The organism is Chthonomonas sp., assembly GCF_035294505.1.
GTDB lineage: Bacteria > Armatimonadota > Chthonomonadetes > Chthonomonadales > Chthonomonadaceae > Chthonomonas.
The window spans coordinates 1-13,039 of record NZ_DATGKU010000241.1 but is presented as its reverse complement, the minus strand read 5'-3'; the positions used below and the strand labels follow the sequence as shown (position 1 = coordinate 13,039).

Below are 13,039 nucleotides of genomic sequence, written 5' to 3'. Positions count from 1 at the left end.
CCCTATGCCGATGCCTCAGGGCGTATTGTGGTTCTAGCGCGTCAGCGGCAGAGTGGTTTAATGGCTGTGGTCAGTATAGACCCTGTTACCGGGGCAAGCCATGTAGAGAAGGAGTTGCCTGCCTCAACAAAGTCTCCTTGGCTGTTAACCTGGTCTTCTCCAAAGCGGATGTATGTATGGCGTTGGCGTCAGGCAGGGGAGATAGAGGTGTATGTCTATCGAAGTTTGGCAAGGCCTGATGTGGGGGCGTTGCATGAGGTGAAGGTGCCGATGTCCATGTCGTTTATAGCGGATAGTTTTGGTCGTATTTGGGGCTATGATGGGAAGGCTTTGCGGTTTGTTCAGCTGCCTTTACAGTAAAAGATGAGGCATCGCCCGTACGCGGATCGTTGTCAGCTGACCTATCGTGTAGGGGCGGGGTTACCCCGCCCCTACTCCACATAGCACGCAAGACGATGGTTCCTGATGAGCCGTCCCGCGTTTAGAACTTGCTGGATAAGGAGAGGAAGATGCGACGGCCTTGTTGGAAGCGGGTACCGCTGAAGCCAGATTGAAAGTTGATGACGCTGCGGCTATCAAAGACGTTCTCGATATCGAGGTTAAGCGCCCCCAAACCTTTTAGGAACCGAGAGCCGGTGGAGAGATGCAGGTCTAACTCGCTGTTGGGAGTTCGGAAAGGACTGGGTGGCACGATGCTGCTGGCGAGGCCGCTGCCGTAGGTAAAGACGAAAGAGACATTGGCCTGGTTTTTCCAAGTATAGCCAAACCCTGCCCCCACGGTGTTGCGTTGGTCGTGATCGTTAAAGAAGGGGGCAGGCGCACCCGTGTTGTCGAAGCCGGCAGGCGAGGCGATGGAGTAGGTATAGTTTACAAACCCGTCAAGACCTATACCGTTGGGCGGGGTGAGATCGTAGCTGAATTCAACACCGTGTACCCCGCCGATCTGGAAGTTGACGGCGGAGTAAAGCCCAATTTGGCTGCCGGGAATAAGCAGGCCGGTATCTACCTGGTTGCGGATGTCTTTAATGTAGTAGGCGAGTTTCACCGTTTGACCGCGGCCGATCAGCCGTTGAACGCTGATGTCGTACTGGTTTAAGGTCTCCGGCTGAATGGGAGCGCCCACAATGCTGCCTTGGGCGAGCGGCGGCGTGTTGAAGAGTCGGTTATAAGACCATCGTATCGAGGTGAACCGATCGGGGTTGTAGGCGAAATTGAGGCGGGGACAGAGCGAGTTGGTGTCCACAACGGGTTGCCCCAAGTTCTGCCCCTGCCGAAACCAGTCGAAGCGTAGGCCATAGTTAAAGGTAAAACGGGAAGAGACCTTCCAGGTATCCTGTATGTAAGCGGCGCGATAGAAGCCGGAACGATGAACGTTCAGCGTTGGCACCGTGCTGCTGGTAGGCACATAAACGGGATTGCCGTAGACATCGGTGACATAAACGGGCTTTCCACTTGAGTCGAACAGCGGGTGCCCCTGGGCGTCGGTCGCCTGTTTAGGGGCGCCAGGAGGGGCGAGAGCCGGGTCTACAACCGCGAGATCATCTAGGGCAAGTTGGCTGGCCGGAATGATCTGATATGACTCGTTACCGATCTGGGTATCGTTGAGAATTCCGAACTTGATCTCATGGTTTTTTCGAGGGAGCGTAACGGCCGCATAGATTTGAGAGTGATGCACGTTCCGAATAGCCGTTGGGTTGTACTCAATGGAGTTATCTACGGGCAGGTTGAGCACATCTACCGGCGGATTATGGTTGGTGAGATCGGCGCCGGCATGGAGAAAGGTGACGGCAAAGAGCAGTGAATCGGTACGATTGAGCTGACGCTGCCATGAGAGCGTGGAGTATTCGTTAACCTCTCTTTGGTCAATATCCATATGCTCGGCCTGTTGGGAAGGCAGCACGATGGGAGCCGCGCCAAGCCCATTTGGGTTCACAATGTTAATAGAGGGAATGGAACCGTCGCGATTGCGCAGGCCGAGAAAGCCAAAACCCTCCCCTGCAAGGGCAAACGAGTCGGGCAGGCCGGTACGGTTATTGATTTGATAGGTGTCCGGCGACTGGTTGAGGGTGAGAATGAGGGTGTCTTTAGGACTTGGCCGAAAACGCAGTTTGGCGAACTCGTTTACGCTGGAACCGGCGTTGTGGGCGGTCTGGTCATCGGGTTGTTGAGGGTCTTGGGCGTTCAGGGTGCGGGTGGCAGCGAAATCGAACACATAGTCTCCCCTCTTTCCGATAGGACCCTCCAGGTTCAGATCGCCGTTTGTGGTGGAGTAGCTGCCGGCTTGAAGGTCGTACTCCCCAACGGGTTTCTTGGCGCCGGGCAGGGTGGTAATGTTGAGAATGCCGGCCGTCTGCATGCCGAATTCGGGCGGGTAAGAGCCGGTGAGGAGCTGAAGGGTTTGAATGGTGGAGGGGACGACGACCGCACTCTGCTGCCCGGAGAGAATTTCGGGTAGAGGCACGCCATCCACCACATAAGAGATTTCCGCATGTTCTCCACGAATGTGCTCTTGACCGGCGGAGTCATTAGCGACACCGGCCTGCGTTTTCGTAATGGACTGGATGGTGGCTCCTGCTCCTCCGCCAAACTGCTGAATCTGGTTGTGGGTAATGGTGGCGGACTGCTCTACCTGGCGGCGTTGAAGCAGGGAGGCCTTCACAACCACGAAGATATCTGCCGTGGGCGGAGACTGGTTTGACAAAGAGCGCTGGGAGCTGAGTTGAAGGCACAGGCTGTGGTTTAAGAACAGGTGGATGATAGCCGTCTGTTGGTGTTTGGGCACAGACGACACCGTATGCCAGGTACAGAGATCGAAGACCGGGGTGGCATGGTTTTTTTCCATAAGAGAGGGAGTGAGCACAGCTGTCTCCTCTCCGTTTGAGCCTCTCTGCAGCGTGATCTCGGCGGTAGTTAGAGGCTGCTGAGTGGCCGGATTCAGCACGATGAAACTGACATAGCGTGGAACAAAAGTTTTGGTATTGGAAGAGATAGGCGCGTTGATAAATGGCATAACGTTTTCCCCTAATCTACCTCGAAGTGAAAATGCAGTCTGGCAGTGCTCTCTACAGGGACGCCGTTGCGCGTACCGGGTTTGAACTTCCATTGGCGTGCAGCCTCGAGAGCGAGTTGATCGAGCGTATCATGACCGGAGGATTGCACGATGCGCGCCGAGGCGACGGTGCCGTCCGGCTCTACGGTCACTTCCACAACGCACATGGCATCGAGAGGCTGATAGCGCAGATCATCGGGAATTTGAGGTTGAGGCTCCTCTGCCAACGGAAGCGCCGGCTCGGCCAAGGTAAAGACGGGCTGCGGTGCAGGCTGTGGTTGTGGCTCCGGCTGAGGGGTTGGCTTTGCCACCGCAACCTCGGTGGGTTTTTGGGGGGTAGGCGGCGGTGTCGGCTGCTTGGGCTGCGGTTGGGGCGGTGGTGTGGGCTTCGGTTTGGGCGGCGGAGTGGGGTTTGTAAGGGGTTTAGGCACTTGCCCGGCCACGCCGGTACCCGTATTATCCACCGTAGCCCCTCCATTACCACCTCCACTGCCTGTGGAGGTGGCAGCGATCACTTTAGGCAGGTTAGAGGGATGCGTATGGACGGGCTGCTGCGAGTGTACGTTGGTATGCGTCTTCTTATTTTCAAGGTGTTTCGGGGGAAGTTTTTTGGGCTGTTTCTTTTCTACTTTAGGCTGCTGTCGCTCTTGAACTGGAGGGGGCAACTGCACCATGGTGACGTGAATTAATTCACCCTCCACCTTTTTAAAGGCTCCAAACTTTGCCAGGATGGGTAGAAGCACAATATTGATTAGGATCGAAATAACGAGTGTTTTGGTAAGCAGCGAGTTGCCTCTACGTCGGCGTCGCATTGTTATAACCTCCTCACTTTACCGCTGCAATGGCGAACTGGGTGACGCCGGCCTGACGCGCCTGATCCATCGCCTCTACCACCACTCCATGAAGCACATCCTTATCGGCATTGATGATAACGAGGTCTTTATCGGTGACGTGGAGCGCTCTTAAAGCGTCTGCAAGGCGATTAAGTGGGGTCGGTGTTGTGTTGAGGAAGGTCGCACCGTCCCTCTGAATCGTAATGGTGATGTTTTGGGAGGAGTGGTTTGAGGCCGTTGAGGCCTTCGGAAGGTTTACCGGCAGCCCCGCCTGAATGACCATGGCTAAACTGGCGACCATGAAGAAGAAGAGGAGGAACATCATGACGTCGATCATCGGGATGACGATGATCTCGGCCTCTTCTAAGGGTTTTCTGCGTGGAATCCTTACAAGCTTCCGCATAATCCGCCCCCTTTCAATCCACGCGACCGGTGAGATAGTTAACCAGTTCGGCGCTATAGAACTCAAGGTCCTCGTTGATTTTTCGCACGAGGTTGCTGAAGTAGTTAAAGGCGATGAAGCCGATGACCGCTAAGGTGATGCCGGTTGCCGTGGAGATAAGGGCTTCTGCAATGCCTCCGAGAATCTGGGTGGGGTTGGAGAGGCCATGTTCCGATGCCGCGCGGAAAGAGCGAATCATGCCGGCAATGGTTCCCAACAAGCCGAGCAGAGGGGAGATGTTGACGATCGTTTTGATGACGATAAGGTTGGCTTCCAAAGCGGGTATTTCGTTGGCCGCTTCTTGCTCCATGGCCATCTCGATGGCCTCCACGTCACGATGGGCGTTTCTGAGACCTCGCGCGAAGATGCGGCCGAGGGGAGTGCGGGTTCCTTCGCACACCGCAATAGCCCGCTTATGGGAGGGGTCTTGCCGATCGGCCTCTTTGATCAGGTCGAGCAACTCATCTCCATCACTAATGGAGCGTCGAAGCGAGATGGCGCGCTCGATGATGACGGCAATAAGCACGATGGAGGCGAGGATGAGCGGATACATCATAAAGCCTCCACCGTGAATGAACTTTAGAACCTCATTCATGGTGTTTTCCTCTCAAATGATTGTTATAAATGTCGGGATTTGAAGTAGGTATTTGTGTGTCTTCAGGGCACTCTAAAAGGAGACCTTATGCAAAGGCCGCCTATAATGCCAATAAACAGGGTTGAAGACAGAAGAAGAACGTATTTGAGGAGGTTAGGCGTGAGGCGGTGAGCGAGAGGAGGTGGTTGGCGGGTAGATGAGCAAAGCGGCTACAGAGTAGATAGATGGCGACAGCGGATAGTTGTTAAGACGCTCTGCAGGGTGCTGTGTAGGAAGGCTTGGGGAGAGGTTATTCGCCTGCCAAGTGCACAGGGCGCAAGGATGCGGTTGTAATAGCGCGATCGCGGAAATATGGGGTTGGTGAGAGGATTGTTCCGAAGCGATCTGTTGGACGGCAGCCTGCCACTCCCCCTGATGTTCGTAGGCATGGGTGATCTCGCCTAGAACGGCGAGCAAAAGATAGGCGAACAGCATCAGTCGAGCTGTTTGCCGTATCCAGCGGAGATAGTTAGAGTGCTTATGGCGCGAACGCCTCTGTAGCCCAGACATAAAAAGTATCCGCTCCACCTTAACCTAGTATACTTGATTTCAAGAAAACTTTGTTCCCTCTAAAGACATCATCAAAGTTGGGAGGGTGTTTTAGGGGAGGTCTTGCTGGGGCACATCGGGAGGTCGCCTCTCTAAGAGGGCTTTCGTGTAATATATAGACACCATGCGAGCGCAGAATCTCACGCGAATACGGAGGGAAAATTTTTTGTCCTTCCCGAAAGTCGGCACTATTGTGCCTGTCGTAGTATAGTGACAATGCGTTCCGCTGCGTGTCCATCGCCGTAGGGGTTCACGGCGCGTGCCATCTGAGCATAGGCTTCCGGGTCGTTAAGCAACCGACTCGCCTCGGCCACAATCGTTTCGGTGTCGGTGCCCACGAGGCGGTTGGTTCCGGCCTCCACGCCCTCCGGTCGTTCGGTGGTTTCGCGGAGAACGAGCACAGGCACCCCCAGCGCCGGGGCCTCCTCTTGCACACCGCCGCTATCGGTTAAAATAAGCGTTGCGCGTTTCATGAGGTGCACAAAGGGAACATACTCCTGTGGTTCCACAAGGACTACGCCGTCAACTTCTGCAAGGACGGATTGCAGGGTCTGCCGCACGATGGGGTTGCGATGCATGGGCACCACGATAGCACAGTCGGGAAAGCGCTGCGCGAGCAGGGCCAAAGCGCGCGCGATTCGCTCCATAGGCGCCCCCCAATTTTCTCTTCGGTGAGCAGTCACTAGAATCAGGCGCTGGTCGCTTTCCACAATCGCCTTCAGCCGCGGGTCGTCGAACGTAGCCGGTTGGGCAGCCACAGAAAGCAGTGCGTCTATGCTGGTGTTGCCTGTAACGAAGATGGTGTTAGGAGCGATGCCTTCTCGTAAGAGATTCTCGCGAGCCTGCTCGGTGGGGGCAAAATGCCATGTGGCGAGAGGGGCGGTAAGGCGACGATTCATCTCTTCCGGAAAAGGGTCGTAGCGCTTGCCGGTACGTAGCCCAGCCTCCACATGACCAAAAGGCACCTTATGATAGAAGGCGGCGAGGGCTGCTACAAAGGTCGTTGTGGTGTCGCCTTGGGCAAGGCAGATGTCGGCGGGATGGGATGCAAGCTCTGCATCTAGCCCTTCAAGGGCGCGCACGGTGATCTGGGCGAGGGTTTGCCCGTGCTGCATAATGGCGAGATCGCTGTCGGGCGTTATCTGAAAGACGCGGAGAGCCTGTTCCATCTGTTCTCGGTGTTGACCGGTAACCACCACACGCACGGTGAAGTCTTGCGGGTACCGTTTTAAGGCATGAACCACCGGCGCCATCTTCACCGTATCGGGGCGCGTGCCAAACACGCAGAGCACACGTTTCGGAGCAGATGTCTTAGACATGACACTAAAGATTACCTCAATTCTTCACAAAAACTGAGGCAGGGGTAAGGACAACAAGTAGGGGCACGGTCACCGTGCCCCTACAGGCAGTCTCCTTTGATAAGCTTTTCTTTGGAAACTCACCACAACCGCCCTCTTTGTCCATTTCGGATACAGCAAGCACCTCAGCGGCTGCATCACTCCCTGCATCACCTATCTCTCTGGCCGCTGCCTCACCGTGCGCTAGCACCTCCCGAATCGGGGGAGAGGACGGGATAGGGGGCGAACAAGACAAGTTTGCTCTGCAAACTAGCTCTAGAACCGTGAGATTGACAGCCTCTGCAGCCCCACCTCCTACCCCTCAGCACCGGTAGGAATTGAAATTCAAGATTTCTCGCCTGCGGCTCGAAATGACAGATGCCTTCGGCTCGAAATGACAGTTGTTCCTCTCGTCTTTGGCTCGAAAGGACAGTCGTATCGCCGGCTCTTCAAGCCCCCACCCCCCCCGCCCCTCAAGGCCGATGCTGGGGTCCCCAGAAAATCGCAAGATTTTCTGGGGCAGGGCGCCCTCCCCCAATTTGGGAGAGGGGCACCTCGCGGTGGGCAACTCAGCGGCCTGGAAGGTTGTCTTAATCGCTTATCTTCCTGGCCGCTGCATCGCCGTGCGCTAGCACCTCCCGAATCGGGGGAAAGGATGGGATAGGGGGCGAGCGAGATAAGCTCACTTTGCTGACTTGCTCTAGAACCGCGAGATTGGCAGTTTCAACAGCCCCACTTCCTACCCCTCAGCACCGGTAGGAATTGAAATTCAAGATTTCTCGCCTTCGGCTCGAAATGACAGGCGTCTATTTCACCGGTTCTTCAAGACTGACGCCCTCCCTCAAGGGGTGCCCTTACAGCCCCCACCCCCCCGCCCCTCCCCCTATCAGGGAGAGGGGAGACCAGTAAGCTCATTGGCAGTTTTTTATGATAACCTTCCCTTCGAGAACTCACTATAACCGCCTCCTTTCTCCCGAATCGGGGGAAAGGATGGGATAGGGGGCGAGCAAGGTAGGCTTGTTTTGCTAACTGCCTCTAGAGCCGATTTCATGATGGTCGGGTAACTACAAGGGAGTAACCACAAGGGTTACCCTTACATACGGCACAGCTTTGCTATGGATAATGTAAATTGTCAATCTTTACTAACTGCTAGCCTCTGCAGCCCAACCCCCCTTAGAGAGAGGGAAGACTAGCAAGCTAAAGGCGGTGGGCATTGACTCGGACGCATTGGGCTTGGCCTGCGGGTTGCAGCAGCCGTCTCTTGCTGCGAAGTGGAAAACAGAGCCGTTGCCCTCGATAACCCATTCGCGAAAGCGAATAGCGTTTTGTTGAGATTTTGGGTAGCATGGTGCATAATTTTTTAGAGAATCTCTTGAGCATCGTCTTGCTGCTCTCACGATTCGCCTTGTGCTAGATATCAAAGGTACGAAAATATGACCCGTTTTTGGAAGATCAGTATCTTGCTTTGTGCTGCAGGCTGTCTCTGGATAGACGCCTCTACAGCCGCATGGGCCCTCCCCGGAGCAGCCCCTCCCTCAAGGCCGACGCCCTCCCCCTCAATAAAAGCGCCACCGGTAGCGCAAAGCCCCGACCCCGAACAGCTTTTTCTACAAAACCAGTTTGAAGCCGCCGCTAAGGCTTATCGGCAGGCCATCCAACGGGCTCCCCAACAGATCGGGCTGAGAATAGGGCTTGTCCGCACGCTGCTTCGCCTCGATCTTTGGGAGGAAGCGATCTCGGCAGCAGAAGCGGCGATTCGCCTCGACCCCAACAATGCGGATGTCCACGGGCTACTAGCCTGCGCTCTTCTCAGAGCCGGCGAGCCAGACCGTGCGCAAGGCGAGGCCGCCCGTTCGCTGCAACTCGATCCTAAAGACTATTGGGGTCTTATCGCTCAGGGGCGTCTGTATGAGTGGAACGGAGATGACGCCCAGGCACGTACCCTGCTGCTGCAGGCCACCGACGTTCACCCATTGTGGCCTGAGGCGTGGTATTATGTGGTGGATGAAGCGAGCAATAAAGACACCATTCGACTCAGCGACTTTGTAGACCTCGCCTCTTACCTCAGCCTTTGCCCGAAAGGGCACCCTAACACGCTGACCATGGAGTCGCTGCCCTCGCATCTGCCTTTGTTAAGGCGTCTCATTAACCACACTCCCTTTGAGCCGCTCTCGCCTATCTCTCAAAGTCAGATGAAGGCGGCGGAAACCGACGGCGGGGTTCTGTCCTTTACTGTTCCTGTGGAGCTGGCCGGCAACTATGTGGTCGTTCCGGTGCAGATCGGCGATGTTCAGGCACGTTTAATGTTTGATACGGGCGGTGGCGCCGACATTACCCTCAACACCTCTGTGGCCGATAGACTGCAGCTGCCGCTTATCTCCCGTTCTCTTATCTATGGAGTGAACGGTAAGGAGCCTACCCGCATCTATTTGGCGCCGCGTATGCAGATGGGGCCTGAAACTTTTGCCACCATACCGATAGAGACAACCTCCAACCTGCCCGGCAACTTCGATGGCATTTTGGGAGTAAGCGCCTTCACCGACTATGTGATCACCATTGACTACGCGAAAAAGACCCTCCTGTTTGCCCGCGGGAAGGATGCGAAGGCGCCGCCCCCTGAACCCGGTGACTATAGTGTGACCATTCCATTTCATCTTCAAGAGGGCGATATTGTGGTGCACACCCTGTTCAACACACAGCCCACCTGGTCTCTGGTAGATACCGGGGCCGATGCCGAAGGGCTTGTTTCGCTTCGTCTAGCGCGCCAGTTGCAGCAGAAGATGAGACCCAACAGCGCCAGAGAGCTTCAGATTCAAGGGCAATTCGGCATCGGTACCAGCGACACACATCAGAAAGTGGTGGTGTTTCGTGAGCCGTTAACCCTTCAAATCGAATCGAAAGAGGGCACGCCGCTTAAATGGCAGATCAATCCGGCCATTGGAGCCGATCTGCTCGATTCGCAGATAAACCCTGCCGAGGATTTTGAATTCGGTGGGCTTTTAGGCACCGGATTTGTAGCGAGCGCCAAACGTGCTACCATAGACTACCCGCATCGGCTGTTGGTTCTAGAGTATGCAAAGAGCGATTAGGCTATTTCGGGGGCGAGACAAGCTCAATGACATAGCCATCTGGGTCTAAGATAAAAAGCTGGATGGCTCCGTCGGGACGAGGGCCGTGGCTTACGAAATGGTTCCAGCCCTTTGCCTCTAACTCCTCGCGAACCGCGTAGGTGTCTTCCACCTGTAGCGCGAAATGGTGGTGCCGACGAGTGCACGGTGTGAGTTGCTTGTCTTCGATAAGGTGCAACTCTTGGTTCCCAAGGGCAAACCAGGCGCCGGGGAAATTAAAGTTAGGGCGCGGAATGCGGGGCAACCCCATCACCCGCTCATAAAAATCTACGGAGGTATCGAGGTCTTGCACATGAATGGCCACATGGTTTAGCTCGCGAACGGTAAAGCCCATGCTCTTTCTCCCTTCTAGGTGTTTTGCTTTGCAAAGCCTATTCGGTGTTCTCTGCAGCTATTCCTGCTTAACCTCACGCGGGCATGTGTGCAAACAAAGTGGTACAGATGGACGTTTGGTGGATATGCCCATCAAAAACGCATAGTCGCGCTTGCCTAGAAGCGTTTGCTTGAAGAGGTATCCATAAAAGGGGTAAGGAGAAAGGGCAGAAAACTTCTCGCTTAGGGAACGGCGATCTCTCCGTCTGGGAGGCTTCTGCACAACAAAACATGGGCGGTAGTGGATTTGAACCACTGACCTCTTCCGTGTCAAGGAAGCGCTCTACCCCTGAGCCAACCGCCCAAACAAGGCCTATTTTACACTCCTCTCTCTGCCGATGTCAAGCCAGAGAGGGAGACAATGGCACAGTCTGCGACATTAAGAAGCGTCTCGTCGCCTTTTGAGGCTACGGAAAACCCTCTAAGTCATCCCATCGTTCTGTCTACCCCTCCTTTTGTTTACGATGGGCTTCGGGGTGTACATCGAGAAAACCGCAGAGCGTTGAAATGTAATAGATAACTTCCCTCAAGCTTACCTTGCCTTGCTCACTTGCTCTAGAACTGGAAACTAAACACAGTAGCTCCCTTTCTTCAATAAGTAAGACACAATAAATACCTCAGCGGCCTGTTTTATTCTCTTAATCTCCTATCTCTCTGGCCGCTGCGTTGCTGTCTGCAAGACGAAAGGCAGGGATAGGGGACGGACAAGACAGGCTTGCTTTGTAAAACTGCCTCTAGAACTGTGAGACTGGCAGCCTCGACAGGCCCATCCCAACCCTCCCCCTGTAGGGGGAGAGCAGTATCCCCCCGCGTGCGGGGGGATGAGAGGGGGCTTGGGCGTCGGCATTCTGTAGTCTCACCCTCTTTCCCTCAGAACCGGTGGGGATGGAAACACAAGATTTCTCGCCTTCGGCTCGAAATGACAGATGCCTTCGGCTCGAAAGGACAGATGCCTGCGGCTCGAAAGGACAGGCGTATCGCCGGCTCTTCAAGCCCCACTTGTGCCTACCCTGTGCCTTTGCAGAGGGAATAGCGCATAATAACACCGCAACGGAAAGGAGGGGTTGCACTCCAATGGGGGTTTTGAGCATCGTTGTCGGCACCGTCCTCGCTCTATTAACGGCATGGGACGCCTTCGAGTCGGCGGTTATGCCCCGCTCGGTGATAAGCTTCTTTCGCTTTACGCGCTATTTCCACAGGCTTTTCTGGTGGCTTTGGGTTGCTCTCTCGCGCCTTTGCGGCAATAGAGGGCGAGAGCTTATTCTGGGCATGTACGGCCCGTTGGCAACTCTGTTGCTGATCCCTATTTGGGCGCTAGGGCTTGTGCTCGGCATCGCCCTCGTGCAATGGGGTTTCGACGCGCTGGCTTTCACAAAGGGAACGCCGAGTTTTCCGATCGAGTTGCTCAATACGGCCTCCTGTTTTGTCACCCTGGGGCTGCAGCGACCGGGCGCCTCCCTAGGAACACGCACGTTAGCCGTTGTCACGGCCGGAATAGGCCTTGGCTTTCTCGCCCTTATTATCAGCTATATGCCCACCCTCTATCAAGCGTTTTCACGGCGGGAGAGCGGCATTCTGCTGCTCGACTCGCGTGCAGGCTCGCCCCCTTGTGGGGCCGAGCTAATCCGGCGCCACGCAGAGATCGATCAGATCGGGGAAGAGAATGTCGGCCTTGAGCGCAGTACCGTCGGCCTTGAAGCCCTTTGCGTGTTCCTTCAGGAGGCCGAACGCTGGTGCGCCGAACTGCTAGAGAGCCATCTGTCGTATCCTACCCTCCTCGCCTATCGCTCGCAGCACGATAGGGTATCTTGGCTTTCCACCATCACAGCCCTCCTTGACGCGACAGCCCTGTTGAAAGTGGGGCTGGATGCGCGCACACCGGCTCAACGCCGACTGGCCTGGCGAGCCTATTGCTGCTATGCCATGGCACGCCATGCGGTGGTAGATATTAACTACATTAAAATGGACTCCCTTCCGCCGCACCCGCTACCGGATAGGCTGCCGGACGCACAGCAGGAGCCGCTCATGCAGCTCTTAGAGGGAAGTGGGGTTGATATAGGGAAGCCGGAACGGTGGGCTGCCCTCCGCAGGCTGCGCCAGGAGTACGAGCCTTATGTACAGCGCCTTGCGGAAACGTTGCTGCTTGAACTACCGCCCTGGCTGCCGCCGCCCGATGCGCACGATAATTGGGAATCGGGCATGCAAGACCAAGCCGAGCACTTCTACCGCGTCCAACCGTTTCGGCGGGGCGAAGGATAGCCGAACCCGCAAGCCTAAAAAGCAATAGTAGCCTCTTATCTTTTCTAGGGAACGGCGGTGTGGTAGAATACTTGGCGGTGCTCGGAAAAGCAATAAAACCAAGGAGCTGACAATGGCAAAAATACCGATTGGTCTTCAACTCTATTCGGTACGCGAGCAGTGCGCCAAAGACCTTCCCGGCGTGCTGAAGGCGGTAGCCCAGATGGGCTACGAGGGGGTGGAGTTCGCCGGCTACCACGGCTACGGGGCTGCGGAGCTTCGTAAGATGCTGGACGATTTTGGTCTCAAATGCTGTGGGGCGCATGTGGGAATCGAAACGCTTCTCGGCGATGAGCTGGCCAAAAGCATCGAGTTTCATAAGACCCTAGGCAACAAATTCCTCATTGTGCCCGGCCTTCCCCGTCAATACACCGAGTCCAAAGAGGCCTGGCTTAGA

At 55.5% G+C, this 13,039-nt stretch carries 11 protein-coding genes and 1 tRNA gene; 4 read left to right on the top strand and 8 right to left on the bottom strand.

Going from position 1 to position 13,039, the window contains the following annotated elements:
- Positions 1–360 (top strand): hypothetical protein (locus VKV18_RS14430; protein ID WP_324204884.1); only part of this gene is annotated, 360 nt, incomplete at its 5' end.
- Positions 361–481: 121 nt separating this feature from the next.
- Here VKV18_RS14430 and VKV18_RS14425 read toward each other — a convergent pair.
- From VKV18_RS14425 to wecB, 6 genes are all read right to left on the bottom strand, one after another.
- Positions 482–3,010, bottom strand: a complete 2,529-nt coding sequence (locus VKV18_RS14425; RefSeq protein ID WP_324204883.1) for a TonB-dependent receptor — start codon at positions 3,008–3,010, stop codon at positions 482–484.
- A gap of 11 nt (positions 3,011–3,021) precedes the next feature.
- The gene (locus VKV18_RS14420) at positions 3,022–3,861 is read right to left on the bottom strand and encodes an energy transducer TonB (RefSeq protein WP_324204882.1); all 840 of its coding nucleotides are present in this window, start codon (positions 3,859–3,861) and stop codon (positions 3,022–3,024) included.
- A gap of 13 nt (positions 3,862–3,874) precedes the next feature.
- The gene (locus tag VKV18_RS14415) at positions 3,875–4,285 is read right to left on the bottom strand and encodes an ExbD/TolR family protein (RefSeq protein WP_075162996.1); all 411 of its coding nucleotides are present in this window, start codon (positions 4,283–4,285) and stop codon (positions 3,875–3,877) included.
- 13 nt (positions 4,286–4,298) lie between these two features.
- Positions 4,299–4,919 carry a MotA/TolQ/ExbB proton channel family protein gene (locus VKV18_RS14410; protein WP_324204881.1) on the bottom strand — a complete coding sequence of 207 codons (621 nt, stop codon included), beginning with the start codon at positions 4,917–4,919 and terminating at the stop codon, positions 4,299–4,301.
- Positions 4,920–5,072: 153 nt separating this feature from the next.
- Entirely contained in the window at positions 5,073–5,468 is a 396-nt protein-coding gene (locus VKV18_RS14405; protein WP_324204880.1) for a hypothetical protein, read from the bottom strand.
- Between the two features lie 227 nt (positions 5,469–5,695).
- Positions 5,696–6,826 carry a non-hydrolyzing UDP-N-acetylglucosamine 2-epimerase gene (wecB, locus tag VKV18_RS14400; RefSeq protein WP_324204879.1) on the bottom strand — a complete coding sequence of 377 codons (1,131 nt, stop codon included), beginning with the start codon at positions 6,824–6,826 and terminating at the stop codon, positions 5,696–5,698.
- 1,451 nt (positions 6,827–8,277) lie between these two features.
- Between wecB and VKV18_RS14395 the strand changes: the two genes are divergently transcribed.
- Positions 8,278–9,933, top strand: coding sequence for a tetratricopeptide repeat protein (locus VKV18_RS14395; protein WP_324204878.1), 1,656 nt, complete (start codon positions 8,278–8,280; stop codon positions 9,931–9,933).
- A 1-nt stretch (position 9,934) separates the two neighbouring features.
- On the opposite strand, the gene VKV18_RS14390 is transcribed toward VKV18_RS14395, so the two are convergent.
- Positions 9,935–10,306, bottom strand: a complete 372-nt coding sequence (locus VKV18_RS14390; RefSeq protein WP_324204877.1) for a VOC family protein — start codon at positions 10,304–10,306, stop codon at positions 9,935–9,937.
- A gap of 270 nt (positions 10,307–10,576) precedes the next feature.
- A tRNA-Val gene (locus tag VKV18_RS14385) sits at positions 10,577–10,648 on the bottom strand.
- 770 nt (positions 10,649–11,418) lie between these two features.
- On the opposite strand from VKV18_RS14385, the gene VKV18_RS14380 reads away from it, so the two are divergent.
- Both VKV18_RS14380 and VKV18_RS14375 read left to right on the top strand, forming a co-directional pair.
- Positions 11,419–12,603, top strand: a complete 1,185-nt coding sequence (locus VKV18_RS14380) for a hypothetical protein (RefSeq protein ID WP_324204876.1) — start codon at positions 11,419–11,421, stop codon at positions 12,601–12,603.
- A gap of 112 nt (positions 12,604–12,715) precedes the next feature.
- A partial coding sequence (locus VKV18_RS14375; protein ID WP_414647201.1) for a sugar phosphate isomerase/epimerase family protein occupies positions 12,716–13,039 on the top strand: 324 nt, incomplete at its 3' end.

Bases quoted from the DNA above. Each gene is read 5' to 3' on its own strand.
- VKV18_RS14410 (WP_324204881.1), bottom strand. From the start codon at position 4,919: ATGAATGAGGTTCTAAAGTTCATTCACGGTGGAGGCTTTATGATGTAT.
- VKV18_RS14405 (WP_324204880.1), bottom strand. From the start codon at position 5,468: ATGTCTGGGCTACAGAGGCGTTCGCGCCATAAGCACTCTAACTATCTC.
- VKV18_RS14425 (WP_324204883.1), bottom strand. From the start codon at position 3,010: ATGCCATTTATCAACGCGCCTATCTCTTCCAATACCAAAACTTTTGTT.
- VKV18_RS14420 (WP_324204882.1), bottom strand. From the start codon at position 3,861: ATGCGACGCCGACGTAGAGGCAACTCGCTGCTTACCAAAACACTCGTT.
- wecB (WP_324204879.1), bottom strand. From the start codon at position 6,826: ATGTCTAAGACATCTGCTCCGAAACGTGTGCTCTGCGTGTTTGGCACG.
- VKV18_RS14395 (WP_324204878.1), top strand. From the start codon at position 8,278: ATGACCCGTTTTTGGAAGATCAGTATCTTGCTTTGTGCTGCAGGCTGT.
- VKV18_RS14380 (WP_324204876.1), top strand. From the start codon at position 11,419: ATGGGGGTTTTGAGCATCGTTGTCGGCACCGTCCTCGCTCTATTAACG.
- VKV18_RS14415 (WP_075162996.1), bottom strand. From the start codon at position 4,285: ATGCGGAAGCTTGTAAGGATTCCACGCAGAAAACCCTTAGAAGAGGCC.
- VKV18_RS14390 (WP_324204877.1), bottom strand. From the start codon at position 10,306: ATGGGCTTTACCGTTCGCGAGCTAAACCATGTGGCCATTCATGTGCAA.